Source organism: Rhodanobacter koreensis, assembly GCF_054782855.1.
The window spans coordinates 915,050-941,008 of sequence record NZ_BAAGRR010000001.1 but is presented as its reverse complement, the minus strand read 5'-3'; the positions used below and the strand labels follow the sequence as shown (position 1 = coordinate 941,008).

Sequence of the window (25,959 nt, the reverse complement as noted above, 5' to 3'; positions counted from 1 at the left end):
CATTGGCGGGAAGCGGCATTTTGGCAAGCGTGGCGAGTCGAGCGGTACCATTCGCGCATGGATAAACTCAAAGCATCCCTGCCCGACTCCTCTGTTGTAGGCATCAAGAACCTCAAGGATGGCGAAGACATCAGCCATTTCTTCAAGCGGTTTTATGAGAGCGAACTAAGCCGGGACTTTGGCGTCTACCGTCTGTCGCTGGGGGCGCTTCGCCCGCACATCCAGCAGCACATCATCGAGCACGGCTTGTCGTCGCTCTTCTATAACCACATGACCTGTGATGCGATCATGCATCCGGGCTTCACAACCGACGAGATCGAGGCAGTCGTCCTCGGGATCATGAGCAAGTTGGACGGGGTAAAGCACCTCCTCATCATTGATGCCTTTTTCTATGACAACAAGCCTGAGTGCTTGCTGTTGCTTGAGAAAATCGTCAGGTCGATGTCCAGCAAGCTAGAAAGGGTCACGCTCATCACTCATGGCAAGAGAGCGAGCATGCGATCGGGGATGCACAACGTCTTTTCCACGGTAGTTCCCGGCATCCAGATCAACGATGTGGTCACGGAGGATTTTCACGATCGCTACTGGATCGACGTTGAGAACACCAAGGGAGTGATGGTGGGCACGTCTCTCAATGGGATTGGGAAGAAGATCGCGATGATCGATCATGCAAATGTTGCAGATACCCGAGAGATTGTTCGCCTCGCCTCTGACCTTCTGTAGTCAGTTCAGACGCGAGCCTGAATTGCCCGGTATTTCCCAACGCGACGAGATGGACTTCAGCCTCCGGGCGTCCAAATCTGCGCAGCAGATGTTGGCTTTGGGTCGAAAGTTGTCGTTCGGGCCGAGAAAAACCTTGCCCGGACGTTGGTCTAGCCGCAGCGAATCGGCCAAGGTGGCCGAACTTTGCGATTGAATCTCATAGATTGGCCAAAGCGGCCAAACTATGGTTAACCGCGCAACAGACGCCGTTGGATGGCTAGATGGTGGGCCCACCAGGACTCGAACCTGGAACCAAAGGATTATGAGTCCTCTGCTCTAACCATTGAGCTATAGGCCCGCACAGGGGAGGAAGTTTACCGTAGCAGTGCCTTGCACACGATGCCGGAGAGGCTGATGGAAGCGCGCCGCTTCCATGCCGTTGCGGTGGAAGACGGTGGTGGCATTTGTCCGGGAACAGGAGACTGCCGCGGGATGGGTCGCCTGCATCATGCTGTCACGTTCGTGGGCGTACGCTTGGGATTTCCACAACCTGGAGAATGCGCATGAATACCGAAGCGATTGCGAAGCGGCTGGTTGAACTGTGCCGCGAGGGCAAGTACGAAGAAGCGCAGCGCGAGCTGTATGCCGAGGATGCCGTGAGCATCGAGCCGGAAGGGTTGCCACCCGGTGCGCTGGGCAATGTGGAGGGGTTGCCGGCGATCCTGGAGAAGGGGCGCCAGTTCAGTGCATCGATCGAGGCCGTGCATGGTGGCAGCGTGAGCGAGCCGGTGATCGCGGGTAACTGGTTCAGTGTCGCCATGGCGATGGACGTGACCATGAAGGGCCGCGGCCGCATGAACATGAGCGAGATCTGCGTGTACCAGGTGCGCGCCGGCAAGATCGCGCTGGAGCAGTTCTTCTTCGACATGGGCTGATCCCGCCCGGTTGAATCCACCGTCATGAAACGAAGAAGCCCCGCTGTTGGCAGGGCTTCTTCGTCTGGCCGCTGGCGGGGTTTGCCCAGCCGGATCAGTCGACGTCGAGGAACGAACGCAGCTGCTCCGAACGGCTCGGGTGACGCAGCTTGCGCAGGGCCTTGGCTTCGATCTGGCGGATGCGCTCGCGGGTGACGTCGAACTGCTTGCCGACTTCTTCCAGCGTGTGATCGGTGTTCATGTCGATGCCGAAGCGCATGCGCAGCACCTTGGCCTCACGCGGCGTCAGGCCGGCGAGCACGTCGCGCACGGTTTCCATCAGGCCGGTCTCGGTGGCCGAGTCGATCGGCGAGCTGGCGTTGCCGTCCTCGATGAAGTCGCCGAGATGGGAATCCTCGTCGTCGCCGATCGGGGTCTCCATCGAGATCGGTTCCTTGGCGATCTTCAGCACCTTGCGGATCTTGTCCTCGGGCATCTCCATTTCCTTGGCCAGTTCTTCCGGCGTGGCCTCGCGGCCGAACTGCTGGAGCATCTGGCGCGAAATGCGGTTGAGCTTGTTGATCGTCTCGATCATGTGCACCGGGATGCGGATGGTGCGTGCCTGGTCGGCGATCGAGCGGGTGATCGCCTGGCGGATCCACCAGGTGGCATAGGTCGAGAACTTGTAGCCGCGGCGGTATTCGAACTTGTCGACCGCCTTCATCAGGCCGATGTTGCCCTCCTGGATCAGGTCGAGGAACTGCAGGCCGCGGTTGGTGTACTTCTTGGCGATCGAGATCACCAGGCGCAGGTTGGCCTCGACCATTTCCTTCTTGGCGCGGCGGGCCTTCGCCTCGCCACTGGCCATGGCGCGGTTGATGTCCTTGATGTCGATCAGCGGCAGGAACAGCTTGCGCTCGATGGTGGCGAGCTTTTCCTGCTCGGCGTCGATCGCCTCGCGGTGGGTCTTGATGTTCGGCGACCATTTCTGGCGCTTGCGGCCCAGTTCGGCCGCCCACTCGAGGTTGCCCTCGTTGCTGGGGAAGGTCTTGATGAACTCGGCCTTGGGCATCTTCACCTGCTTGACGAAGATGTCCATCAGCACGCGCTCGTGGTGACGGATGTCGTTGACCACTTCACGCAGCTTGCGCACGAAGCCGTCGATCAGCGCTGACGGCAGCTTGAGCTTGAGGAACTCCTCGGCCATCTGGTCGCGCAGCTTGACGATCTTCTTGTCGGTGATGCTGGCGGCCTTCGGCGCGGCCTTCTGGAACTTGCTGTAATGATCGCGCAGCAGCTCCATGCGGCGCTTGACCTCTTCCGGGTCGGGACCGCTGGGGCCGGCTTCTTCCTCGTCCTCGGTGGTGGTCTCGTCGTCATCGGTGTCGGCGTCGTCTTCGCTGACTTCCGGTTCCGGTGCCAGCAAGGCGGCGGCTTCCTTTTCCTTGCGGGCGAGGTCGGCGGCTTCTTCCAGGTCGAGGAAGCCGGCCAGGATTTCGCTGAGGCGGCGCTTGCCGTCCAGGTGCTGGTCGTACTCCTCCAACAGCAACTCGATCGTCAGCGGGAAGCTGGCCAGTGCGGTCTGCACCTGGCCGAGGCCTTCCTCGATGCGCTTGGCGATGGCGATTTCGCCCTCGCGGGTCAACAGCTCGACCGTGCCCATCTCGCGCATGTACATGCGCACCGGATCGGTGGTGCGGCCGACTTCGGCGTCCACGGCGGACAGCAGAGCCACGGCTTCTTCGGCGGCGGCATCATCGTCACCGGAGGTGCTGCCGGGTGCCGCGCCATCGGCGATGGTGTCGGTGTCGGGTGCAGCGTCATGCACTTCAATGCCGACGCCCTTGAGCACCGCCATGATGTCTTCGATCTGCTCCGGATCGACGATGTCGTCGGGCAGGTGGTCATTGATCTCGGCGTAGGTCAGGTAGCCCTGCTCCAGACCCTTGGAGATGAGCGCCTTGATTTCGGACTGTTGCTCGTGGGGAGCTTTGCTGTTCATTAATTAACCGACCGCCGCAGGGTTCAAGAACCGGACATTATAGCGATGTGCTGCTTTTTTGACCAGTTTTCAAGTGAGAAAAAGTTCCAGCAAGCCACGCAAAAATCACGCCAAATCGCGGCTTTGCGCTGTTTTTGCCGACTGCAGGCTGCGCATGCTTCGCACCTGCCTGCCTTAGCCGGTGTCGAGCCAGAAAGTTACCGGGCCGTCGTTCACCAGCTGGATCACCATATGGGCACCGAAGCGTCCGGTTTCCACCCCTTGATGCGCGACGCGTGCCAGCTCCAGCAGGCGTTCGAACCAGCGCCGACCATGCTCGGGCGGCGCGGCGCGGGTGAAACTGGGGCGCATGCCGGAACGGGTGTCGGCGGCCAGGGTGAACTGGCTGACCAGCAGCAGGCCACCGCCGGTGTCGGCGAGCGAGCGGTTCATCCGGCCTGCGTCGTCGGCAAACACGCGGTAGCCGAGCAGGCGTTCCAGCATGCGTCTGGCCTGGGTCTCGCCGTCGTCCGGCTGCACTGCCACCAGCGCCAGCAGGCCCGGACCGATGGCGCCGACGGTTTCCTCGCCGACATCGACGCGGGCGGAAAGGACTCGCTGGATCAGGGCAATCATGGCGGCACGGTGAGTATGATGCGGCTAGCTTACGGTGCGGCCGGGGGTGGTGAAAGATGCTTTGGGCACGCAGCATACGGCGCAACCATCCTCGGTGTGGCCGAGCGACTCCCGTAAACTGTCCGGATGCGTGCCGACATCTACTTCCTCTATCTGCTGCTGCGCCTGCTGGCGCTATTGCCCCTGCGTGCGCTGCACGCCATCGGCGGCGGGTTGGGTCGCCTGCTGCTGTGGCAGCGCGGTCAGATGGTGCAGAACACGGCAGTGAACCTGCGCATCGCGCGGCCATCGCTGGATGATTCGGCACAGGCGGTGTTGCTGCGCGAGGTGGTGATCGAGAGCGGCAAGTCGGTCAGTGAGATCGTCAAGGTCTGGGGCGCTGGCGCGGAACGCGCGCTGGCCCTGGTGCGCGAGGTGCACGGCGAAGCCCTGCTGGATGCCGCACTGGCTGCCGGCAAGGGCGTGATCATCGCGGCGCCGCACCTGGGTTGTTGGGAGCTGCTGAACTACTGGCTGTGTCGCAAGACGCCGATGGCGATCCTGTATCGGCCGCCGCGGATCGCCGCGGTCGAGCAGCTGCTGCGCAAGGTGCGTGGCGCGCTGGCGCCGGAGCAGGTACGTGCCGACGGCGCCGGCGTGCGTACCTTGTACAAGCGCCTGGCGGCCGGTGGCACGGTCGGCATTCTGCCGGACCAGAAGCCGCGTGCCGGCGAAGGCGAGTTCGCACCTTTCTTCGATCGTCCGGCGCTGACCATGGTATTGCTGCCGCGGCTGGCCGCGCGTACGGGCGCGACCGTGTTGTTTGCGTTTGCCGAACGCCTGCCGCGCGGCGCCGGCTACCGCATCCACTTGCTGCCGGCGCCGGAGCGACTGACCGATGCCGAGCCTGCCATCGCTTGCGCTGCGTTGAACAGGGGCGTGCAGGACTGTGTCGAGCTGGCCTTTGCGCAATACCAGTGGCAATACAAGCGCTATTCGGCCATTGGGCTGATCAGCCCGTACGATCGGGAGCAGGAGTAGACACCCCAGGCTCTCTGGTTACGGATGTTCCCTGTCCAGTCGGCGCAGAAATACAGTCATTTCCTTTTCGGCCTGCTTGTCGCCGCGTTGCGCGGCGGCGGCGATGCCGCTGCGCCAGGCCGTGGCGGCAGCCTGTAACTGGCCGGCTTCCAGGCGGGCCTTGCCGAGCAGCTTCCACGCCGCCGAGTAGGTCGGGTCGAAGGTCACGGCGCGTTGCAGTTCATCGATCGCGGCGTCGATCTCGCCATCGCCCAGCAAGGCGTTGCCCAGCGAAAAGCGAAGCAGCGCCCCATCGCGTGGACCGCCGCACTGACCGCGCAGACTGGCGATCAGTGCCGCATTCATGGCTGGGTGCGGTAGCGTGAGGCGTCGGCCGCCGGGTAGACCTGGGTCGGTTGCGCCGGCTCCGGCGGGGCCACGCCAGCGTGCAGGTCGGCCAGCGCGGTGGCCGGCCAGACCACCAGCCACGACGAGCGGAACGGCTGCACCAGCAACGCGTAACGCAGATCGTTGGCGTCGAGTTTCCCCGGATGCACCACGATCAATCCGTCCGGATGGGCGCGGGCGAAATCCTGCAAGGCCTGGTCCCCGAACAGCTCGGTAATCGGCTGGGTCAGCCTTGCGTCGAAATGGAACTCGCCCTCGTAATTGCCCAGGTAGCCGATCGGCCGCTGCGCCTGTCCGGCGCCGCCGAGTAACTGGGCGGTCGGGCGCAGGTCGTAGCGCGACCACAGGGTCAGGGTGAACAGGGTATTGAGGGTAAGTGCACCGACCAGTCCGGCCACCGCCAGCCGGCGCAGCTCACCCCGGCCGCGCAACAAGAGCAGGCCCCCGAGCAGCAGGAACACCACACTGAAATAGCGGCTGTACGGTGCGGCGGCATCCGGCCATTCGCCATGCAGATGGTTGCTGGCCACCAGCATCGGCAATGCAAGCAACAGCAGTCCGAACACGATGCCACCCACACCCAGCGGCCAGGTGCCGAACCAGGCGTTTTCAGCGAGCGCCTGGCGCTGTTCGCGCAGCACGGCAATCGCGCCGGCCATCAGCAACACGATGCCGCCGAATTCCGGCAATGGGTAATACAGTTGCTTGCCGCTGATCAGCGAGAACACGATGAAGCTGGGCAACAGCCAGCACAAGGCAAAACGCAGTCCTGGCTCCAGCGGCCGGCGCAGGCTGGCCAGGGCGACCCATACCCGCGGCCAGCCGCTGAACGGAAACAGCAGCAACGGCAGCCACTGCAGGTAGAACCAGAACGGCTCGGCATGGTTCTGCAGATCCTTGCCCTTGGACAGCTTGTCGACCACGCGACCGGCGGTCTGGGTGAAGAACAGCCGTTGCCGATAGGCTTCGCCGCCCGAAAATCCGGCTGGCAGCGCCCACGCCAGCAATATCACGCCGCCAAGCAGGATGGAAAGCACGCCGCCGCCGTACCAGCGGGCGCGATGCTGGCGTGCCCAGTCGTTCCACAGCGGCCCGAGCAGCCACGGGAACACGACGTGCAGCAGCATCACCGGACCTTTCGTCAGCAGGCCCAGGCCGATGCACAGGCCGAACAGCAGCCAGCGCGGTTCGGCCCGGTGCATCTTCGGTGTCAGGCACAGCAGGGCGGCCAGCGTCCACACCGCCAGCAGCACGTCGTACATGATCTGCAGGCCGAACAGAAACGCGTAGGCCAGTGCCAGCAACATCCAGGGTGCCGCCTTGGCCATCCATGGGCGGCTCGGAAACAGCCGGCGCGCGAGCATCGAGATCAGGATCAGTTGCGTGCCGCCGATCAGCACCTCGAGCACACGCGGCCAGATGTCGCTGACACCAAATACGAACCAGCCGGCATGGATCAGCCAGAACAGCAGCGGCGCCTTCTCGCTGTAGGGCTGGCCGTTGATATGCGGTACCAGCCAGTGGCCGTGCGCCCACATCTCCCACGCCACCGCCAGCGTGCGGGTGGAGTACAGCGGCATCGGGCCGTGCGAGAAGATCGCCAGCAGGGCCACGAGTACCCACAGCGGCAGCCATGGCCATGTGGCGCGCAGGTGTTCGGAACGGCTATAGGCGCTGACTGACACGTGGCTGGCTCTTGGCGAATTGGGGTGATTCTAGCTTGCGTGATGTATGGGCAAGGCGATGGAGCCGGCGACTGATGCGTCAGGCCGGGCCCCAGTAGCCGATGCGGCGGCGGATCTTCAGTTTGCGCCACAGGTTCAGCGGCTTGCGCTTGCGGTTTTCCGCGCCGGCGGCGATGAAGGTGTCGATCGCGTCGAGCACGCGTTCGCTCGAACGGCCGTCACGGTACGGATGGAGCGTGTCGGCAAACTCGCGGATTGCCTGCAGCAGCTCCGCTGGTCGCGCCAGTGCGCGCTCGATCGCCGGCTCGAACTGCGCCGGATCGTCGATGTCGATCAACTGCGGGCCGGGCCGGCGATTCTTGTACGTCACCACAGGCTTGCCAGTGAGCAGGAACTCGCTGAGTGCGGACGAGGTATCCGAGCACATCAGGTCGACCTGCGGGAACAGTTCGAGGATGTTGTCGTTTTCGGCGAAGGTGAGGTACTCGTTCTGCAGTGCCTTGAACTTCGCCGTCGTCTGCGGGTTCATCTTCGGATGGAAGGTGACGATCCAGCGCCAGCGACCGTCGCGCGACAAGCGCTTCACTTCCTCGTACAGCGCTTCGGCGGCGCTCCACGATGGTGAAAAGGTGGAGTGGTACAGGATCACCGGTGGCTGGCGCACGGGCGGGAGCGGGCCGCTGATCTCCTTCATGAAGGGGTCGAGCTTGGGAAAGCCGGTTTCGATCACGGAAAAATGGCCGACGCGATCGGCGATTTCCGTGAACTTGGCAGTGTCACGCGGGCCGGTGGTGCAATACAGGTCGAAAAAGCCGCGCACGTAGATGTGCCGGGGCTTGCCGGCGTCGAAACCGTGGAAGGTCTCGACCTTCACCCCGGGAAAGAAATGCGGCACCGCATTGCTGGAGGTGATCACGGCAATCGGCTTCCACGCGCGCACCTCGGCGACCGTGAGCAGGCGTTCGCCTTCGACCAGGTCCTCCGCCCCGGGGCCATCAAAGAACCACGCCGCCTCATCGCCACGGGCACGGATCGCATCCTGCAATGGACGCAGGATTGCCAGCGCGTAGCGCTCCGAACCGTACAGCAGATAGTGCTTGACTGAATCGGGCTTCTTGCTGCTCATCAGCGATCGATGCCGTGTTGGGTGAGGATGTGCGCCGCGCGCGACACCGACTCCGGGTTGTTGACCATCTCGTAATAGCGCATGCGCTTGTACAGTGCGTAGCTGGCGGCGGTTTGCGCCATCATGAAACCGCGCCAGCCATCCATGAAGGCGAGCCGGAACAGATAATCCTTGAGGAACGCCAGCACAAACACGAATGGTGCCTGCCACATCCGCACTGGCTTGCCTTTGTCCAGCCAGTCGCGGCATTTCAGTTCGGCATAGCGCAGCACCTTCAGTTGCTTGTGCGGCAGGGTGGGGTTGTTGACGTGGTTGAATGCGGCTTGCAGCGTGGGGGCAACACCGTCGAAGCGCAGCGATTCGTGCACCCGTGCATCGCTCCAGCGCGCGTGGTCCCGGTGATAAAGGCGCGCCATCCGCTCGCCCACGGCCGGGCGATACCAGCGCATCGGTCGGCCCATGTAAATCGTGCTGCGGCGCAGGTATGCGGCCGGCGCACTGCCAGCCATCAGTCCAGGCAGGCGTTGCTGCAATTCCGCCGCCAGCTCTGGTGTGAGGTATTCATCCGCATCCAGCACCAGGATCCAGTCATGCGCGCATTGCGTCGTGGCAAAGTTGCGCTGCGGACCGAAACCGAGCCAGTCCTGGTGCACCACGCGGGCGCCGTGTGCCTTCGCAATCGACACGGTGTCATCGTCGCTGCCGCTGTCGATCACCAGTTTTTCAGCCGCGAACGGTACGCTGTCAAGGCAGCGGGCAATGTTGTCGGCCTCGTTATGGGTGATGATGGCGAGGGTCAGCGGGAAGGATGGCATGCCGCAGATTCTAGCCGATAGCTCCCGCTGCCCGATCACGCGGTCGGCCAGCAAATGGCAGAATGAGGAGCACCCCGATAGTGGATGTAAGCTTTGGTCGGATATGATGCAAAGCTGGCATGGGAGGCCAGCAACTAGTGCACTGAACACGTTGTCACAGCATGTGGCAGTGATCTCGGGGATGTACACGAATGAGCGACAACATGAGCGAAGATGTCCCGACGGAACCGCTCTTGTCGAAAGAGGCCGTAGTCGATCCGGCGACCGCGGGTCACGATCGGGGGCGGGCGACCACGTTCGCCGTGGTCATCACCAGCTACAACTATTGCGATTTCGTGCTGGAAGCTGTGGAAAGCGCGCTGGCGCAGAGTCGCAAGGCGACTCAGGTCATCGTGGTCGATGACGGCTCTACGGACGGCTCGGACGTATTGCTGCGCGAACGCTATGGCGCGGACGGGCGAGTCACCCTGATCAGCGGCGTCAATGGCGGCCAGCTCAGCGCGTTCCAGCGCGGCGTGAATGCGGCGCATGCGGACGTGATCAGCTTTCTCGACTCCGACGATCGCTGGGAGCCGGAGTATCTGGCCCGTCTTGGTGAACTGTACGATGCGCGGGCAGATATCGATTTCGTGTTTTCCGACCTGCAGCTGTTCGACCAGCAGGATCGAGTGATGCGGTTTCATGATCGGGCAGTCGACCTCGGCTATACCGCGATCAGTACCTATGTGCTCACGCAGTGGTACGGCGCCCCCACGTCTGCGTTGTCGATGCGGGCATCGTGGGCACGGCAGGTGCTGGATCTTCCCGAGTCATTCCAGAGCACCTGGCGACTGTCGGCCGACAACTGCCTGGTGTTCGGCTGCAGTGTGCTCGGCGCACACAAGTACTACCTGCCGACCGGTTGCGTCGCGTACCGTATCCACGGCAAGAATGGCTGGTGGTCGAACCAGTCGGCGCGGATCGAATACATCAACAAGATGACCTCCAGCGTACTGATCCGGCATTACGCCGCAAGAATCGGCATGGGCCCGGAATGCATCGAGTTCACCAAGCTGGAATTCATGACCAAACCCCGGCCGCCGTGGAGCGAAACCAAACGCTACGCCAGGCTGGTGATGATGCGACGCGTGTCGCCATGGCGGAAATGGGAACGTGCCTTGAATATTCTGCGGCGCGGCTGGAGGTTGCGTGGCTGATACCGAGGGCGTGCGCGAGGGGGCTGCGGCGATGCGCATCAGTGTCGCGGTGATCACCTACAACTGGCCGGCGGCGCTGGAGTTGGTGCTGGCGGCGCTGGCGGCGCAGAGCGAGCTGCCATATGAGGTGATCGTCACCGACGATGGCTCGCAGCCGGCCACGCGCGAACTGCTGGAACGCATGGCTCAGGACTATCCGGTGCGTCTGGTGCATCTGTGGCAGCCGGACGATGGCGCACGCATGAGCCGTGCGCGCAATCGGGCGATCGCCGCCGCACAGGGCGATTACATCATCCTGTTGGATGGCGACATGGTGGCCGAGCGCCACTTCATTGCCGATCACCGCACGTTTGCGCGCAGCGGCTGTTTCGTGCAGGGCTCGCGCGTGCTGACCGATGCCGGACTGACTCGTCACATGCTGGAACATGGCCTGATCATGCCGGGCTTTTTCAGCCGTGGTATCGAGAGACGGCGACATACGCTGCACCTGCCGTGGCTGGCGCGCTGGTATGCCCGGCCCGGCACCAAGCGTCGCGGCATCAAGAGCTGCAACATGGCGTTCTGGCGCGACGATCTGTTGCGTGTCAACGGTTTCAACGAGGCAATGACTGGCTGGGGCCGCGAGGACACCGAGCTGGCGGCGCGGGCCTTCCACGCCGGCCTGCTCAGGCGTGATCTCCGCTTCAGCGCGCTGGCGGTGCATCTTCACCATCCCACCCGCAAGCACGTCGTCGACAATCCGAACGACCGCATCGTGGACGATACGCGAGCGCGTCAGTTGGTCCGTTGCGAACGCGGCCTCGACCTGCACCTGGCTGAATTTGCCGCCGCCCCGGCCGACCTTCGTCCAATGCTGGGCAGTCGAGCCTGAGTAACATCCGGGCAATCTGAAGAAACTGCATCGCTGCAGATGAATCAGGCTCGTGCTGATCAGGTGCGGGGAGCGACGCGTGATTCCGGGGAAGCTTTTACAAGCCTGGGGCTGAGGGCAGGGTCGCGCGCAAGTGCAGAAGTTGTTGCCGAATAGCCCCACGCGACCCACTTGATGAAATGCCTGCGCTGGAAGAGCAGCGCGTAGGCCAGTGCGAGAGGTACCGAGGCCAGCATGATCTTGATGAGGTAGCGCCAGCCGGCGCCATCGCCCAGATACTTGCGGATGGCAAGGTGGCGCGAACGTGCGTAATGAAAAGACCTCGTGAAGCTGACCTTCAGGCCCGGTGCGGAAGATGTCCCTCCGGCATGCCAGGCGTTGGCCGCCGGTTCAAGCAGGCATTCAAAGCCCGACTTCTGCATGCGCAGGCACAGATCGTCATCTTCGTAAAACAGGAAAAATCTTTCGTCAAACCCGCCGACATGACGGAACGCATCCGTTCGCATCAGCAGGCAGCAGCCATGCAGCCATTGCGCGCAGCAGGTGGCGTCCGCCACTCGATAGGGGGTTTTCAGTGGCGGTTCGTAAAAGGCGGGGCGGAAACACTTCTGCGGCCTCTGGCCGCCGCGCCAGCTTTGTGGCGCCACGATTCCCGCGGAAGGGTAGCGGCCCAGCGTATCCATCAAGGTCAGCAGCCCATCGGGCTTGATGTCGCAATCGGGGTTGAGCAACAAGGCAAGCGGGGTCCGGACCTGGGCCATGGCTTCATTGTTGGCCTTGCCAAAACCACCGTTGTCCGTTCGTTCGATGATCCTGGCGTGGGGCAGCCATTTGCGTACGGCTGACACCGTGCCGTCCTGGCTGGCGTTGTCGATCACCAGCACATGGGGAAAAGGCTGCAAGGTGGCGGCGAGGGACTCGATCAGCGCCTGGCTCTGATAGGTGACGCAAACGATCGTCACTTGTTCGAAGGGAGAGCGATGCATTACCGGGGCCTCATTTGTGTCTCATCCTGATTCCCCTGAGCCTCATCCTGACTTGAGCAGTTTTCGCATCGGTGCCTGCCTTGCATTGTGGGCAGGCGAATGCAGCGTACTTGCGAACGAAAGCCAATTATCGTGTGCAGCCTATTTGTAGCGTAATAATCATGAATGGAGCGTGTTGGTCATCGCGGTGCCTTGACGCGATGTCTGTCTCTCGATCAACGGAATGCAAGCCAGCAGAAGAATGAACAAATGACGATGTGAGAAGTCGGCCCAGAGACAGTTTGCGAGCCCAGCCGTGACGTAAATCAACAGGATGCAGGCATAGATATCTCGCGCAGGCTGGTCGAGTTGCGAAATGTAGCGTGCCAGTGCTACCAGTAACAACAGATAAACCAGCAGGCCGGCAAATCCCTGTTCGGCCAGGATCAGCAGCATTTCCTGATGTGGATGCCCCATCAGGAAGGCATTGAAATCCGGAAGCCCCTCAATCGATTGGCGGTACAAGGGGGCCCATTGGCTCAAACCATGACCGAACACCGGGGCGGCGGCAATGATCGGAAGGGTGCGTCGCCAAAGTTCAAGGCGAATCCCGGTGGAAGTGGGTGTCCGCTGGCTGGCATAGAGCTCGGCTTCATGCGCAACCGATAATACAAGCCGCTCCCGCATAGGCGGCGTGAACCATACGATGGCCAAGGCGGCGACCATCAGGGTGCAAGCAATCAGCGTGGAGCGCAAGATCGCGCGACCCTTGAGGAGGATTCGCCAGATCCAGTACCCCAGCAGGGGAATGAGCGTCACATAGGCGGTGCGGCTTTCAAGCATCCACACAATGTTGATCATCGCCAGCAGGGCTGCCGCCGAGAAAAGGATCCTTCGGAGGGTGGATCGCGTGGCAATGGCCGCAGCCAAAGCTATTGACCCAAAAACAAGCAGGGCAATGCCTTGCTGGGTGTATTCCTTGAACACGGTATTGCGCATGGTCGGGTCTGAGTGGACCATCGAACGCTGGGGGATCAAACCCAGATCCATGCCACACGAGATCAGCAATACCAATCCGACGGCCAAAGCGAAGGCAACGAGTGCACGGCGACGCCACTGCGGTGTCTGGAGCAGCGAGCCCAGGACCAGGGGGTACCAGCATGCCCATACAAAGGAGCCGGCCAGCGGCAGGGTGGAAGTGGCGTACCAGGTGTGCAAAGCGCTCAGCATCAGCACGACCCACCAGAGCAGGGCTCCCTGCGCCACAGGGTGGCGCGCGGCCGCCAGCCACCGCTGGCGCATGTCATTGCCCAGCAACGAGAAGATCAAGGCCAGCCCAATCGCGACATTGGTCGCAGGCTTGTTCAGGGGGACCACAAAAAGGCTCGCGACGGCGCACCATCGTCCTGCGACGGACATGGCGTTGCGCATGCGGGTGAAGCGGTTGGCTTGGGTGCTCATCTAGAGGATATGTCACCTGCAGACATACGCGGTGACTGACATGCTGGCCGACGCAGGGCTCAACGTGGGCGCCACAAGAATGCGTGATCTTAGATGAGGAGCGATGCTTCCTGCAAAGGCTCAACCCTCAGTATTCAGTGTCGTCGGTGCCATTTTCACTCATGCGAGGGATGCAGCCGGGCATCACCGCATCGATCCTGAACATCCACCATTCGCGACGGTTGGCGTGGCCGACATAAATGGCATGGTGGCGGTCCACGCAGGTGCCCATGGCGTCGTCGAGGCTGAAGATCCAGCGATGCGCAGGATCCTGCTGCAGCCAGCTGACTGCATCGACATATTGCTGTGGCCAGGATTTCAGGAACCCGAATTCGGTGACCGGTCCCTGCGCCATCAGCAGGTTTTGTTCCTTCCAGGCGAGCAGGCCGATGGTAGCGTCGGGTCCGGCGATGGCGCGTGCATGCAGCATGACGTCGCGCGCCGAACGGTCGCCGTTGAGCATCGGATAGCCCCGGATGCCGTACATACCCCACAGGACAAAGGCGAACAGCAACCAGCCCAGTGGCGCGTGACGCAGCCGTGTGAGCGCGGCGATCAGCAAGCCGGTCAAGCCCATGCCCAGCAGCAGCCACCAGATCTGCGGGTCCAGGCTTAGCTCGATCTTGCCGGCCCAGGCTGGATGCCAATGGATCGCCAGTACGGCGGCGACAGTGAGCCCCGTCGCCAGCAGCAGAGTCAGCGCGAGCACCGCAAGACGCACGCCGCGCCGGCGCAGCAGGCCGGGCAGCAGAGGCGCCAGCGCCAGCGCGGTCATCGGCAGGGCCGGCAAGATATAGACATCGCGCTTGCCGGGACTGAACGAGAAGAACAGCAGCACCAGCACGATCCATCCCAGCGGCAGCAGGAAGCGTGCATCGCGTCGCTTCAGTCGACGCCACCAGGCCGGGAGTGCCCATGGCAGCAACAGCGAAAGCGGCAGCCAGTCGACCACGATGATGCCGAGAAAATAGAATGGCGAATGGATATGTCCGCTAGGTGCGGCGTAGCGATGCACGGTTTGCCCGAACAGGATGTTCTGCACATATTCGGCGTGCTGCGGATCGCCGTCGGCGCGGGCGACCAGCAGCATCGGCAGCAGCCACGCCAGAATCGGTATGAGGAACAGTGCCAACCCGCCGGCCCAGTGCCAGCCACCGCGCGGCAGCGCCAGTTGGCGCCAGTGGCCACGACGCGCGACCACATAAGGAATCAGCAGCAGCAGCGCCAGTACCCCGACACCCTTGGTGACCACGCCGACGCCGGCGAAGAAGCAGCCCACGCCAAACCAGCGCCATGACGGGCCCAGCAGCAGATGGCGCAGCAGGCCGTAGTTGGCCAGGGTGATCCAGCCCAGCAGCAGCGGGTCGATCTGCGCGTTGCGCATCTGGTAGCTGAAATGGATCGTGACCAGCAGCGTGGCTGCGGCAAACAGGGCACTGCGGTGATTCCACAACCGGCGCGCGAGGTCGTAGACCAGCGCCAGCGTACCCAGTGCGGCAGCCAGTGACGGCAGCAGGAACGCTACCCGCCAGTTGCGCACAAGAAAGTAGCTGAGCGCCTGCAGCCACATGAATACCGGCGGCTTGTCCGGATACAACTCATGGCCGCGGTGCGGGAACAGCCATTGGCCATGCTCGACCATCCATTGCGCGACCAGTGCGAAGCGCGGCTCGTCGGACGGCCAAGGGTCGCGCAGACCGATACCGAGGCCAAGCAACAGCAGCGCGAACAGGCCGAACAGGAGCAATTCCTGGCGAGCGCTGTGCAACCACAGCGGGCGGGCATGGGACAGGAGGGGGCAAGGTTTCACGTGTCGGCGGTTTCAGTCAGCGGCAAACAATGGCAATCAATGTGGTCAAGCATAGCCCGGTGGTTGGAGACTCGGCGCGAATGCAGGAACGTCGACAGAGTTCCGTGACCGACCGAGGATCGTCTTAGCGGCGCTTCTGCAGCACTGCGTAATACATGCCGTCGAGGTCGCCGTCGCCAGGCAGGATCTGCCAGCCCACCGATGCGGCGTGGCCCTCAGGCAGGGTGAATGCCACGGCCTGTACATCGGGCTGGGTGGCAAGCAGTTCGCTGACGATCGCCTCGTTCTCCGTACGCAGTACCGAACAGGTGATGTAGAGCAACCGGCCGCCAGGTGCCAACAGTGGCCACAGTGCCGACAGGATCCGGCGCTGCTGCACCTGCATGGCGGCGATATCGCTTTCGCGCCGATGCAGGCGTACGTCGGGCCGACGGCGCAACACGCCGGTGGCCGAACAGGGCGCGTCGATCAGGATGCGGTCGAAGGACTGGCCTTTCCACCAGCCCTTCGGCGCGCCGGCGTCGCCAATCACCAGCTTGGCATTCAGTCGCAGGCGCATCAGGTTCTGGCGGATGCGCTCGGCCCGTTTGGGGTCGAACTCCAGCGCAGTCAGGTCGATATCCGCGCGTTCGAGCAAGTGGCAGGCCTTGCCGCCGGGCGCGGCGCAGGCGTCGAGTACGCGCAGGCCATCCCTGAGATCGGCCAGGTCGGCAGCTACCTGCGCGGCGCCGTCCTGCACGGCAAACAGGCCGTCTTCGAAGCCGGGCAGGCGGGTGACATCGGTGCTATGCGGCAGCACCAGGGCATCGACCAGCCAGGGGTGCGCCTCGGCGCCGTGACCGGCAGCTTGCAACTGTTCGATCAGGCCTTCTCGTCTGCTGCGCTGGCGATTGGCGCGCAGCATCAGCGGAGGTTCGCGGTTGTCGGCTGCCATCACCGCGTCGGCCTGCTCGGGCCAGTCGCGCTGCAAGGCGGCAGCCAGCCATGCGGGATGCGCATGGCGGGTCTGCGGCTTGGCATCGAGTCTGGCGAGCAGGCCTTCGCGCTCGCGTTGCCAGCGACGCAATACGGCATTGACCAGCCCGGTCAGTTGCGGCCGCTGCAGTGCACGGGTGGCCTCGACCGTGGCCGCCACCGACGCATAGTCCTGCAATTCGAGGATTTCCAGCTGGACCAGACCCAGCACCAGCAGGGCATGGATGGCCGGATCCTTGTGCCGCAGCGGCTTTTCCAGCAAGGCATCGACCGCCGCATCGAAACGCAGCCACCAGCGCGCACCTTCGCTCAGCAGGGCCATCAGCAAGGCGCGGTCGCGTGGATCGGCCAGGCGTGGCGCGTGGCGCTCCATCACGTCGCGCAGTGAGGCGCCGCGCAGGGCGACTTCGGCCAACCCCCTGGCCGCCAGTGCGCGGGTATCGGTTTTCATCGGCCGCACTTCATTCGGAGTTGGCCTCATCGGGGCTGGCGCAGTTCGGGACGCGCGTTGAGGTAGTCGAGCGCGCCGATGCGTTTGCCACCCGCGCGCTGCAAGGCTGTGATGCGCAGTACGCCGTGGCCACAGGCCAGATCGATACCGTCACGGCCGGCGGCGAGCACGCTGCCCGGTGCGGCATGGTGATCGAGCTCGATCGCCTGGGCGGCCCATATCCGCAATGATTCGCCGGCGATTGCGCTCTCGGCGACGGGCCACGGATCAAACGCGCGCACCTGGCGTTCCAGCTCGATTGCGGGCTTGTTGAAATCGAGTTTCGCTTCGGCCTTGTCCAGCTTGTGTGCGTACATGACGCCTGCATCCGATTGCGGCGTGACGGCCAGCGTCTCGCCGGCCAGTGTGCGGCGCAGACCTTCGGCCAGCACGTCGGCGCCCAGCGCAGACAGGCGGTCGTGCAGTGTGCCGCCGGTGTCCTTGTCGGTAATCGGGGTGCGCCGTTGCAGCAGCACCGGACCGGTGTCGAGGCCGGTTTCCATCTGCATCAGATCGACGCCGCTTTCAGTATCGCCGGCAAGAATGGCGCGCTGGATCGGCGCCGCGCCGCGCCAGCGCGGCAGCAGGCTGGCGTGCACGTTCCAGCACCCCAGGTTCGGGATCGCCAGCACCTTGCGTGGCAGGATCAGGCCGTAGGCGACCACCACCAGCAGGTCGGGCCGGTACGCCGCGAGCCGCTGCTGCGCCTCGGCGGACTTCAGCGATTCGGGCTGTTCGATCGCGAGGCCGGCGGCCAGCGCGGCCTGCTTCACCGGACTGGGGGTGAGCTTGCGGCCACGTCCGGCCGGTCGGTCGGGCTGGGTATACACGGCCACCACCTCGGCGCCGCTGGCGCGACAGGCCTTGAGACAGGGGACGGAAAACTCCGGGGTGCCGGCGAAGACCAGCCGCAAGCCTGGACTATTCAAGCACTCGCCGCCTGCTTGCGCTGCTTGTCCAGACGCTTCAGGAGCAGTGCCCGTTTCAGCGGCGAAAGGTAGTCCACGAATACCTTGCCATCCAGGTGATCCAGCTCGTGCTGGATGCATACGGCCAGCGGGCCTTCGGCCTCGACGACGATTTCCCGGCCATGAACATCCTGCGCCTTCACTTTCACGCTCAACGCACGGGTGACATCGGCATACAGACCGGGAAACGACAGGCAGCCTTCCTGATAGACCTGCGAGCCGTCCTTTTCGAGGATCTGCGGATTGACAAGCGCCAGCGGCTGCTTGCGGTCGTCACTCATGTCCGCCACCAGCACACGCTGGTGCACATTGACCTGGGTCGCCGCCAGGCCGACGCCGTTGGCGGCGTACATGGTTTCGAACAGGTCGGCGACAAGCTGCTCCAGCCTGGCGTCGAACACCTGCACCGGTGTGGCACGGGTACGCAGGCGCGGGTCGGGAAATTCAAGAATGGATAGTACGGACATGGATTTTGCCTCGGCGCCGAAAGTGCGGGCGGTTTGGTAAAACCCATCCCCGGCGCGATCTAGAATGTGCCTTATTGTACGTCGGCAAACATCCGAGCGCAGACGATTTTTGCCAACTGAAACCTGTTGCGCACTTTAACCATTCGGTTACACTCGGCCGAGCTCTGGGGAAGGGGGATTCCCGCCAATGTTCAGAAAGCTAATCGTCTTGCTGGCCGGCATGCTGGTCACCGTGGCCGTGTATGCGGCGGGCGCGCAACTGCGAGCCGATCACCCGGACAGCTATACCGTACGCCGGGGCGATACCCTGTGGGCCATCTCCGCCAAATTCCTGTCCAAGCCGTGGCTGTGGCCGGAGATCTGGCAGGCCAATCCGCAAGTGCGCAATCCGCACCTGATCTATCCGGGCGACGTGCTCAACCTGTCCTTCATCAACGGCCCGCGTCTGGGGTTGCAGCCGAGCGTGCATCGCGAAGGCGAGGCCGTGCCGGCGATTCCGCTGTCCGAGCTCAAGATATTTCTCAAGGACATGCGGGTGATGGATTCCAATGCCGTCAGCTCTGCACCGTATGTGGTCGGCCTCGAGGAGGCGCGCCTGCGCGGCACGGTGGGGCAGAACATCTATGTGCGTGGCCTGCAGGGCGAACCTGGCCAGCGCTGGGCGATCGTGCGGCCAACCCATATGTTCCGCGGCTTCGATCAGAACGATCCGGCCAAGGCTGATCTGGTCGGTCACAGTCTGGACAGCGATGCGGCTATGGTGAATGCCCCCTGGCGCGAGGATACCGAGAACTACGGGCATTACGGTGGTAGCGCCGACCTCGGTGTCGAAGTCGGTGACGGGCATCATGGCGGTCGTGGCGCCGACCTCGGTGTCGAGGTCAGCGTGATCGGCACGGCCGAGACGCTGCGCATGGGTGATCCGTCGACTCTGCTGCTGCTCGATTCGACCATGGAGATCCGCAGTGGCGACCGCATCATGCCGGTCGACGACACGCCATACGATCCGTACTTCTACCCGCATGCACCGAAATCGGTGCCAGCCAATGCCAAGGTGATCGGGTTTGCCGATGCGATGGACGCGGCCGGTTCGCGCCAGGTGATCCTGTTGTCGATCGGTGCCAGGGACGGGGTCGACAATGGCCAGACATTCTCCGTCTACGAGCCCGGTGAAACCGTGCACGACGACGTCGCCAGCAACAGCTGGAACCGGGGTATCGGCAAGACGGTCAAGCTGCCGGACGAATATGTTGCCCATGTCATGGTGTTCCGTACTTTCGATCGGGTCAGTTATGGTCTGGTGATGGACGGTCTGCGCCCGGTGCATATCGGCGGCCGCCTGCGCGCGCCGGATTGATTCGGACCGATATCGGCCCTTTCCTACAGCACGGCGCGGCCACCACCGCGCCGTTTCTGTTTGCACTCGATCCTTAAACTGCATGCATGGACGTCATGGATGAATTGCGCGCGTGGCTGATCGCATTGCGGACGCCGGGGCTGGGGCCGGGTGGCTTGCGCGAGCGATTGGCTGCGGCAAGTGGTGATATCGAAGTAGTGCTGGCGCAGCTGCAGCACCACGCCGTATCGCTCGGCGAACTGGCGCAGGCATGGCTGAAGCAGCCCGACGAGGCGTGCCTTGTGGCTGACCTGGCCTGGCTGGCCGCGCCGGGGCATCGGCTGCTGCGCTGCACCGAGGCGGATTTCCCGCCGCAACTCGAGAACATCCCGCAACCGCCAGCCGCACTGTTCGTGGCAGGTGACGCCAGCCTGCTGCTTCATCCGCAGGTCGCCATCGTGGGAGCGCGCAGCGCCAGTGCGGCCGGGTTGGCGCATGCCCGCGCTTTTGCCGATGCGCTGGCTCGGGCCGGCTTCGTGATCACCAGTGGCATGGCCGATGGTATCGATGGCGCGGCCCATGCGGCGGCGCTCGATGCCGGTGTGCCGACGCTGGCGGTGATCGGTACCGGACCGGACCGGGTGTATCCGCGCAAGCATCATGCACTGGCCCGTTGCATCGCCGGACAGGGTGCGCTGGTCAGCGAGTTTCCACCCGGCACGGCGCCGCGTGCCGATCATTTCCCGCGACGCAACCGGCTCATTGCCGGTCTGTCGCTGGGTACGCTGGTGATCGAGGCCGGCCTGCAATCAGGCTCACTGATCACGGCGCGACTGGCCGCCGAGCAGGGCCGCGAGGTGTTCGCGCTACCCGGTTCCATCCATAATCCGCTCGCCCGTGGCTGCCATCGTCTGATACGCGAAGGTGCGCGACTGGTGGAGACCGCCGCCGAGATTATCGAGACATTGACTCCGGCAGCGCGCATGCTTGGCAACGAACTGGCTTTGCGGCTGGGCACGGAAATCGGCAACGGCGAAACCGAACAGTCCGCGAAAAGGTCTGCAGTGCATCACCCTAGCGGACCTTCCCAGTGGCTTGTCGATCCTGAATATCAGCAGTTGTTGACTGAACTTGGTCACGATCCAGCGACGTTGGACGAACTTGTTCAGCGTAGCGGGCAGTCCTCCGCGGCGGTGTCATCGATGCTGTTGATGCTGGAACTGGAGGGCACGGTCGAGAGTCTGCCGGGCAATCGCTACCAGCGGTTGCAGGCTTGATGGATCGCACCTGTCCGTGCTGGTCGGAGCGTGTTGCCAGGTGGCTCGGGCTTGACAGCCGCTGGCACGGCATGGTTTCAACTATATATATATGTCCGGCGCCGCAAACGCCGGTGGTTCGCTTCTGGAAACCCCGCTTCATGGCAAAAAACCTGCTCATCGTCGAATCACCGGCCAAGGCCAAGACGATCAACAAATACCTTGGCAAGGACTTCCAGGTTCTCGCCTCCTACGGTCACGTGCGTGACCTGAAGCCGAAGGAGGGCGCGGTCGACACCGAGCATGGTTTCACCATGGCCTACGAAGTGATCGAGCGCAACGAGAAGCACGTCGACGCGATCGCCAAGGCGGCCAAGCTGGCCGACGACATCTATCTGGCGACCGACTTGGATCGCGAAGGCGAGGCGATCAGCTGGCACATCAGCGAGATCCTGAAGGAACGAGGTCTCACCAAAGGCAAGCAGTTGCACCGGGTGGTGTTCTCCGAGATCACGCCGAAGGCCATCAAGGCCGCGGTGGCCGCGCCGCGCCAGTTGTCGCACGACCTGGTCGACGCACAGCAGGCCCGTCGCGCGCTGGACTACCTGGTCGGCTTCAACCTGTCGCCGGTGCTGTGGCGCAAGGTGCAGCGCGGCCTCTCTGCCGGCCGCGTACAGTCGCCGGCATTGCGCATGATCGTCGAGCGCGAAGAAGAGATCGAGGCGTTCAAGGCACGCGAATACTGGACGATCGAGGCGCAACTGAAACACGCCGAAGGCGATTTCACCGCGCGCCTGAGCAAACTCAATGGCAAGAAGTTCGAGCAGTTCGACCTCACCAACGAGGCCGATGCGTTGGCTGCACGCACTGCGTTGAAGCAGGCTGCCCACGGCAACCTCACGGTCAGCGATGTCGGCTCGAAAGAGCGCAAGCGTCGCCCGGCCGCACCATTCACCACCTCCACCCTGCAGCAGGAGGCCGCACGCAAGCTCGGCTTCACCACCAGTCGCACGATGAAGGTGGCGCAGGGGCTGTACGAAGGCGTGGCGCTCGGCAGCGAGGGCAATGTCGGTCTGATCACCTACATGCGTACCGATTCCACCATGCTCGGCGACGACGCACTGGCCGAGTTGCGCCAGTTGATCGCGCGCGACTTCGGTGGTCATGCGCTGCCGGATGCGCCACAGGTCTACAAGACCAAGTCGAAGAACGCCCAGGAAGCGCATGAGGCGATCCGCCCGACCTCGGCGATGCATACGCCGAAGTCGATTGCGGCCTTCCTCAACGACGATCAGCGCAAGCTGTACGAACTGATCTGGAAGCGCACCGTCGCCTGCCAGATGATCCATGCCACGCTGAACACCGTCTCGGTGGAATTTGCGTTGCGTGAGGTCGCCGGTGGTGACGCCTCGTTCCGCGCCAGCGGAACCACCGTGATCGACCCCGGCTTCCTCGCCGTCTACGAGGAAGGCCGCGACCAGAAGACCGCCGAGGATGACGACGAAGGTCGTCGCCTGCCGCGACTGACGGTGGGCGAGCAGGTGCCGCTGCACGAAATCGCTGCGGACCAGCATTTCACCGAACCGCCGCCGCGCTATTCCGAAGCCAGCCTGGTCAAGGCACTGGAAGAGCATGGCATCGGTCGCCCGTCGACCTACGCCAGCATCATCCAGGTGCTGCAGAACCGCGAATACGTTTTTCTCGACAGTCGTCGCTTCAAGCCCAGCGACGTCGGCCGTGCGGTCAGCAAGTTCCTCACTGCGCATTTCACTCGCTACGTCGACTACGACTTTACCGCGAAGATGGAAGACGAACTCGATGCGGTCAGCCGTGGCGAGGAGGCCTGGGTGCCGTTGATGGAGCGCTTCTGGCTGCCATTCAAGCAGCAGGTGGAGGAGAAGACCGAGTCGGTCGATCGCAGCGAGGCCACCGGCGCGCGCGAACTCGGCAGCGATCCGAAAACCGGCAAGCCGGTGTCGGTGCGGCTGGGTCGTTTCGGGCCTTATGCCGCGATCGGCACCAAGGACGACGAGGACAAGCCGACCTTTGCCTCGCTGCGCCCAGGCCAGAGCATGCATACGATTACGCTTGCCGAAGCACTTGAGCTGTTCAAGCTGCCGCGTCAGCTTGGCGTTGCGGAGAACGGCGACGAGGTGATGGTCGGTGTCGGCCGCTTCGGACCGTTCGTGAAGCAGGGTAGTACCTATGCCTCGCTCAAGGCCGAGGACGACCCGTACACGATCGAATTGCCACGCGCACTGCAGATCGTGCAGGAAAAACTGGAGATGCTGGCCAACCGACTGATCCTCGATTTCGGCAACGGCGTGCAGGTGCTGAATGGCCGCTATGGCGCCTACATCACCGATGGCGAGAAAAACGCGCGCATTCCGAAAGAGCAGGAGCCGAAGGAGCTGACGGAGAAACAGTGCCTCGAACTGCTTGCAGCCGCACCGGTGCGCAAGGGCCGCTTCGGCAAGAAGACGGTTGCCAAGAAGACGGCCACCAAAAAAGTTGCAGTGAAGAAGGCAGCGCCAATGGCAAAGAAGGCAGCTGCCAAGAAAACCGCGACGAAGAAGACTGCCTCCAAGAAGGCGGCGACGAAGAAGGTCGCAGCAAAGAAGGCGGCAACCAGGAAGACGGCTGCCAGCAAAACCGAGGCCTGAGTGCGGCGCACCTTCACCCTGGCTGACCTCCATGCTCCCGCTCGATTGCTGCGCAAGGGAGGTGTGCTGGCTTATCCGACCGAGGCGGTATTCGGTCTCGGCTGCCATCCGCATGATCGCGAAGCCTTCGAACGGTTGTTTGCCCTGAAGCAGCGCCCGCCGACGCAGGGCGTGCTGTTGATCGCCGCCGATCTTGCCCAGGTCGAGCGCTATATCGAACGGGCTGCTGTGCCGCCCGAAGTCATGCAACAGGTGCTGGCCAGTTGGCCGGGACCTCATACCTGGGTGTTTCCTCGTTCGGCGGATGTACCGGAATGGGTCGCCGGTGCACACGCCGGCATTGCGCTGCGAGTCACCGCGCACGAACCTGCGGCTGCGTTGTGTCGGGCATTCGGCGGTGCCCTGGTATCGACCAGTGCGAATCCGCATGGCCAGCCCCCGGCGCGCTCGGCGCAGACCGTGATGGATTACTTCGGTGATGCGCTGGACGGGGTGCTGGATGCGCCGCTGGGCGGACAGGCCAGCCCCACGGTGATCCGCGATGCGCTCACGGGCGCTATCATTCGCCCGTGAGCGTCCTGGGGAACGCGCCGGATCGAAAGCCGCCATGCGGCAGCTGAACCGCTGCGGGACGACAGTCTGTGCCATTCACGTCGGCGTTCATCAGCTGGCGCGATGCTGTATCCCGACGCAATGCACCGGATAGCAAGGGAGACGGCGAGTGGCCATCGTTTACGACACCTACCAGCATGAAGCGCCAGAGTTGTTGCCATTGCTCGATGCGGCCGACTCGGCGCGGGTGCTGGCATGGCGTCAAGACTACGCGGTGAGTGCCGCGCAGTTCCTGACGCATGTGCGTGCCGTGGCTGCCGGGCTGCCCTCGGCCACCGCTGCCGTGAACCTGTGCGAGGATCGTTATGCCTTCCTGGTAGCGTTCTGCGCGGTCGTCTTGCGCGGTCAGACCAATCTGCTGCCATCGTCGCGTGCGCCACAGGCGGTGGACGAGGTGATGGCAGCGCATCCGGGTTGTTATGCGCTGGGCGAACAGCTGCTGGACCCGGCACCGCGGGGCTATCACCCGTTGCCGGTGCTGGAGGCAGCGGTTTCGTCCGCAACGGATGCAGTGTGGGATGCAGTGTGGCCGATGATTCCAGCCGACCAGGTAGTGGCGATTGGCTACACCTCCGGTTCCACCGGGTCGCCTAGTGCGAACCGGAAGACCTGGCGCAGTTTCCACGCCAGCAATGCGGGAAACCTGGCGATGCTGCAGGCGGTCGTCGGAGCGCATTTCACGGTGGTCGCCACGGTACCGCCGCAGCACATGTACGGGATGGAGATGTCGGTGCTGTTGCCGTTGCTCGGCGGAGTCGGCATCCATGCGGGACGACCGTTCTTTCCTGCCGACGTGGCTGCTGCACTGGCTGCGGTACCGGCGCCGCGGGTGCTGGTGACCACGCCGGTGCATCTGCGTGCCTTGGTCGAATCCGGTATTGCGCTGCCGCCGCTGGCTGCGATGGTCTCGGCTACCGCGCCGCTGCCGGTCGAGCTCGCGCAGTCTGCCGAGAGCTGCTTCGGAGCGCCGCTGCTGGAAGTATTCGGTTCTACCGAAACCTGCGTTTTCGCCAGTCGTCGTCCCACCGTGGACGAGAACTGGCTGCTGTACGACAGTGCCGTCCTGCATCCGCAGCCGGACGGCACCGCCGTCGAGGCGCCGCAATTGGTCGAGCCGGTCACGCTGGCCGATATCGTCAGCCTGTCCGATGGCGGACGCCGCTTTCGCCTGCGTGGTCGTCATGCCGACATGCTGGAGATCGCCGGCAAGCGCGCTTCGCTAGGCGATCTCAGTCGTCGCCTGCTGGCGATACCCGGAGTACGGGACGGTGTGGTGTTCCAGCTCGATGATGGCGATGCACTCGGTGTGCATCGGATTGCTGCACTGGCGGTGGCGCCGGGGCTGGACGAGCACGTCATCCTGAATGCGCTGCGCCGTGCGATCGATCCGCTGTTCCTGCCGCGTCCGCTGCGCCTGGTGACGGCGCTGCCCCGCAACGAGACCGGCAAGCTGCCGCGGGCGGCGCTGCTGGAGTTGCTGCAACATCACGACTGAAGGGCGGCGGCCATCACGTACTGCACGGCTGATCCACCGCTGCCGCTACAATGCGCGCCTGCGCTGCGTGGCGCATGGGTGGTTCTCGG

At 63.5% G+C, this 25,959-nt stretch carries 22 protein-coding genes and 1 tRNA gene; 10 read left to right on the top strand and 13 right to left on the bottom strand.

The features are described from left to right. Nucleotides 1–57: 57 nt before the first annotated feature. Nucleotides 58–723 carry a hypothetical protein gene (locus tag ACYVKM_RS03995; protein WP_460875950.1) on the top strand — a complete coding sequence of 222 codons (666 nt, stop codon included), beginning with the start codon at nucleotides 58–60 and terminating at the stop codon, nucleotides 721–723. 261 nt (nucleotides 724–984) lie between these two features. On the opposite strand, the gene ACYVKM_RS03990 is transcribed toward ACYVKM_RS03995, so the two are convergent. Then, nucleotides 985–1,060: transfer RNA gene (locus ACYVKM_RS03990), tRNA-Ile, on the bottom strand. 205 nt (nucleotides 1,061–1,265) lie between these two features. Between ACYVKM_RS03990 and ACYVKM_RS03985 the strand changes: the two genes are divergently transcribed. Then, complete coding sequence (locus tag ACYVKM_RS03985; RefSeq protein WP_460875949.1) at nucleotides 1,266–1,637, top strand: SnoaL-like domain-containing protein; 372 nt, start codon at nucleotides 1,266–1,268, stop codon at nucleotides 1,635–1,637. Between the two features lie 94 nt (nucleotides 1,638–1,731). Here the strand turns inward: ACYVKM_RS03985 and rpoD are convergent, their stop codons facing one another. Both rpoD and dtd read right to left on the bottom strand, forming a co-directional pair. Further along, nucleotides 1,732–3,618, bottom strand: coding sequence for an RNA polymerase sigma factor RpoD (gene rpoD / locus ACYVKM_RS03980; protein ID WP_460875948.1), 1,887 nt, complete (start codon nucleotides 3,616–3,618; stop codon nucleotides 1,732–1,734). A 174-nt stretch (nucleotides 3,619–3,792) separates the two neighbouring features. Then, nucleotides 3,793–4,233: a D-aminoacyl-tRNA deacylase gene (dtd, locus tag ACYVKM_RS03975; RefSeq protein ID WP_460875946.1), complete on the bottom strand. Its 441-nt coding sequence runs from the start codon at nucleotides 4,231–4,233 to the stop codon at nucleotides 3,793–3,795. Nucleotides 4,234–4,359: 126 nt separating this feature from the next. Here dtd and ACYVKM_RS03970 point away from each other — a divergent pair, with 126 nt between their 5' ends. After that, nucleotides 4,360–5,253: an LpxL/LpxP family acyltransferase gene (locus ACYVKM_RS03970; protein WP_460875944.1), complete on the top strand. Its 894-nt coding sequence runs from the start codon at nucleotides 4,360–4,362 to the stop codon at nucleotides 5,251–5,253. A gap of 18 nt (nucleotides 5,254–5,271) precedes the next feature. Here the strand turns inward: ACYVKM_RS03970 and ACYVKM_RS03965 are convergent, their stop codons facing one another. The 4 genes from ACYVKM_RS03965 to ACYVKM_RS03950 all read right to left on the bottom strand — a co-directional run bounded on the left by ACYVKM_RS03965 (nucleotide 5,272) and on the right by ACYVKM_RS03950 (nucleotide 9,266). Beyond that, the gene (locus ACYVKM_RS03965) at nucleotides 5,272–5,598 is read right to left on the bottom strand and encodes a tetratricopeptide repeat protein (RefSeq protein WP_460875942.1); all 327 of its coding nucleotides are present in this window, start codon (nucleotides 5,596–5,598) and stop codon (nucleotides 5,272–5,274) included. Continuing rightward, nucleotides 5,595–7,325 carry an ArnT family glycosyltransferase gene (locus tag ACYVKM_RS03960; RefSeq protein WP_460875940.1) on the bottom strand — a complete coding sequence of 577 codons (1,731 nt, stop codon included), beginning with the start codon at nucleotides 7,323–7,325 and terminating at the stop codon, nucleotides 5,595–5,597. Before ACYVKM_RS03960 ends, ACYVKM_RS03965 begins: the two co-directional genes overlap by 4 nt. A gap of 79 nt (nucleotides 7,326–7,404) precedes the next feature. Next, complete coding sequence (locus tag ACYVKM_RS03955) at nucleotides 7,405–8,451, bottom strand: CDP-glycerol glycerophosphotransferase family protein (protein WP_460875939.1); 1,047 nt, start codon at nucleotides 8,449–8,451, stop codon at nucleotides 7,405–7,407. Further along, nucleotides 8,451–9,266 (bottom strand): glycosyltransferase family 2 protein, encoded by an 816-nt coding sequence (locus ACYVKM_RS03950; protein ID WP_460875937.1) that lies wholly within the window; start codon nucleotides 9,264–9,266, stop codon nucleotides 8,451–8,453. The genes ACYVKM_RS03955 and ACYVKM_RS03950 overlap by 1 nt, the downstream gene beginning before the upstream one ends. A gap of 203 nt (nucleotides 9,267–9,469) precedes the next feature. Between ACYVKM_RS03950 and ACYVKM_RS03945 the strand changes: the two genes are divergently transcribed. Next, the gene (locus ACYVKM_RS03945) at nucleotides 9,470–10,462 is read left to right on the top strand and encodes a glycosyltransferase family 2 protein (RefSeq protein WP_460875935.1); all 993 of its coding nucleotides are present in this window, start codon (nucleotides 9,470–9,472) and stop codon (nucleotides 10,460–10,462) included. Nucleotides 10,463–10,493: 31 nt separating this feature from the next. Continuing rightward, a complete protein-coding gene (locus tag ACYVKM_RS03940) occupies nucleotides 10,494–11,333 on the top strand; it encodes a glycosyltransferase (RefSeq protein ID WP_460876522.1) in 840 nt (279 codons plus the stop codon). 59 nt (nucleotides 11,334–11,392) lie between these two features. Here the strand turns inward: ACYVKM_RS03940 and ACYVKM_RS03935 are convergent, their stop codons facing one another. The 6 genes from ACYVKM_RS03935 to def all read right to left on the bottom strand — a co-directional run bounded on the left by ACYVKM_RS03935 (nucleotide 11,393) and on the right by def (nucleotide 18,508). Further along, the gene (locus tag ACYVKM_RS03935) at nucleotides 11,393–12,319 is read right to left on the bottom strand and encodes a glycosyltransferase family 2 protein (protein ID WP_460875933.1); all 927 of its coding nucleotides are present in this window, start codon (nucleotides 12,317–12,319) and stop codon (nucleotides 11,393–11,395) included. 159 nt (nucleotides 12,320–12,478) lie between these two features. Continuing rightward, the gene (locus ACYVKM_RS03930) at nucleotides 12,479–13,759 is read right to left on the bottom strand and encodes an O-antigen ligase family protein (RefSeq protein WP_460875931.1); all 1,281 of its coding nucleotides are present in this window, start codon (nucleotides 13,757–13,759) and stop codon (nucleotides 12,479–12,481) included. Between the two features lie 127 nt (nucleotides 13,760–13,886). Continuing rightward, nucleotides 13,887–15,608, bottom strand: coding sequence for an ArnT family glycosyltransferase (locus ACYVKM_RS03925; protein ID WP_460875929.1), 1,722 nt, complete (start codon nucleotides 15,606–15,608; stop codon nucleotides 13,887–13,889). Between the two features lie 124 nt (nucleotides 15,609–15,732). Next, entirely contained in the window at nucleotides 15,733–17,034 is a 1,302-nt protein-coding gene (gene rsmB, locus ACYVKM_RS03920) for a 16S rRNA (cytosine(967)-C(5))-methyltransferase RsmB (protein WP_460875927.1), read from the bottom strand. A 26-nt stretch (nucleotides 17,035–17,060) separates the two neighbouring features. Beyond that, a complete protein-coding gene (gene fmt, locus ACYVKM_RS03915; protein WP_460875925.1) occupies nucleotides 17,061–18,002 on the bottom strand; it encodes a methionyl-tRNA formyltransferase in 942 nt (313 codons plus the stop codon). Then, a complete protein-coding gene (gene def / locus ACYVKM_RS03910) occupies nucleotides 17,999–18,508 on the bottom strand; it encodes a peptide deformylase (protein WP_460875923.1) in 510 nt (169 codons plus the stop codon). The genes fmt and def overlap by 4 nt, the downstream gene beginning before the upstream one ends. 187 nt (nucleotides 18,509–18,695) lie before the next feature. On the opposite strand from def, the gene ACYVKM_RS03905 reads away from it, so the two are divergent. From ACYVKM_RS03905 to ACYVKM_RS03885, 5 genes are all read left to right on the top strand, one after another. Further along, nucleotides 18,696–19,865 carry a LysM peptidoglycan-binding domain-containing protein gene (locus tag ACYVKM_RS03905; protein ID WP_460875921.1) on the top strand — a complete coding sequence of 390 codons (1,170 nt, stop codon included), beginning with the start codon at nucleotides 18,696–18,698 and terminating at the stop codon, nucleotides 19,863–19,865. Between the two features lie 86 nt (nucleotides 19,866–19,951). After that, complete coding sequence (gene dprA, locus ACYVKM_RS03900; protein WP_460875920.1) at nucleotides 19,952–21,121, top strand: DNA-processing protein DprA; 1,170 nt, start codon at nucleotides 19,952–19,954, stop codon at nucleotides 21,119–21,121. Between the two features lie 140 nt (nucleotides 21,122–21,261). After that, a complete protein-coding gene (locus ACYVKM_RS03895; RefSeq protein ID WP_460875918.1) occupies nucleotides 21,262–23,763 on the top strand; it encodes a DNA topoisomerase I in 2,502 nt (833 codons plus the stop codon). Then, a complete protein-coding gene (locus tag ACYVKM_RS03890; RefSeq protein WP_460875916.1) occupies nucleotides 23,764–24,336 on the top strand; it encodes an L-threonylcarbamoyladenylate synthase in 573 nt (190 codons plus the stop codon). Nucleotides 24,337–24,484: 148 nt separating this feature from the next. Continuing rightward, nucleotides 24,485–25,870 (top strand): AMP-binding protein, encoded by a 1,386-nt coding sequence (locus ACYVKM_RS03885; RefSeq protein ID WP_460875914.1) that lies wholly within the window; start codon nucleotides 24,485–24,487, stop codon nucleotides 25,868–25,870. Nucleotides 25,871–25,959 lie beyond the last annotated feature (89 nt).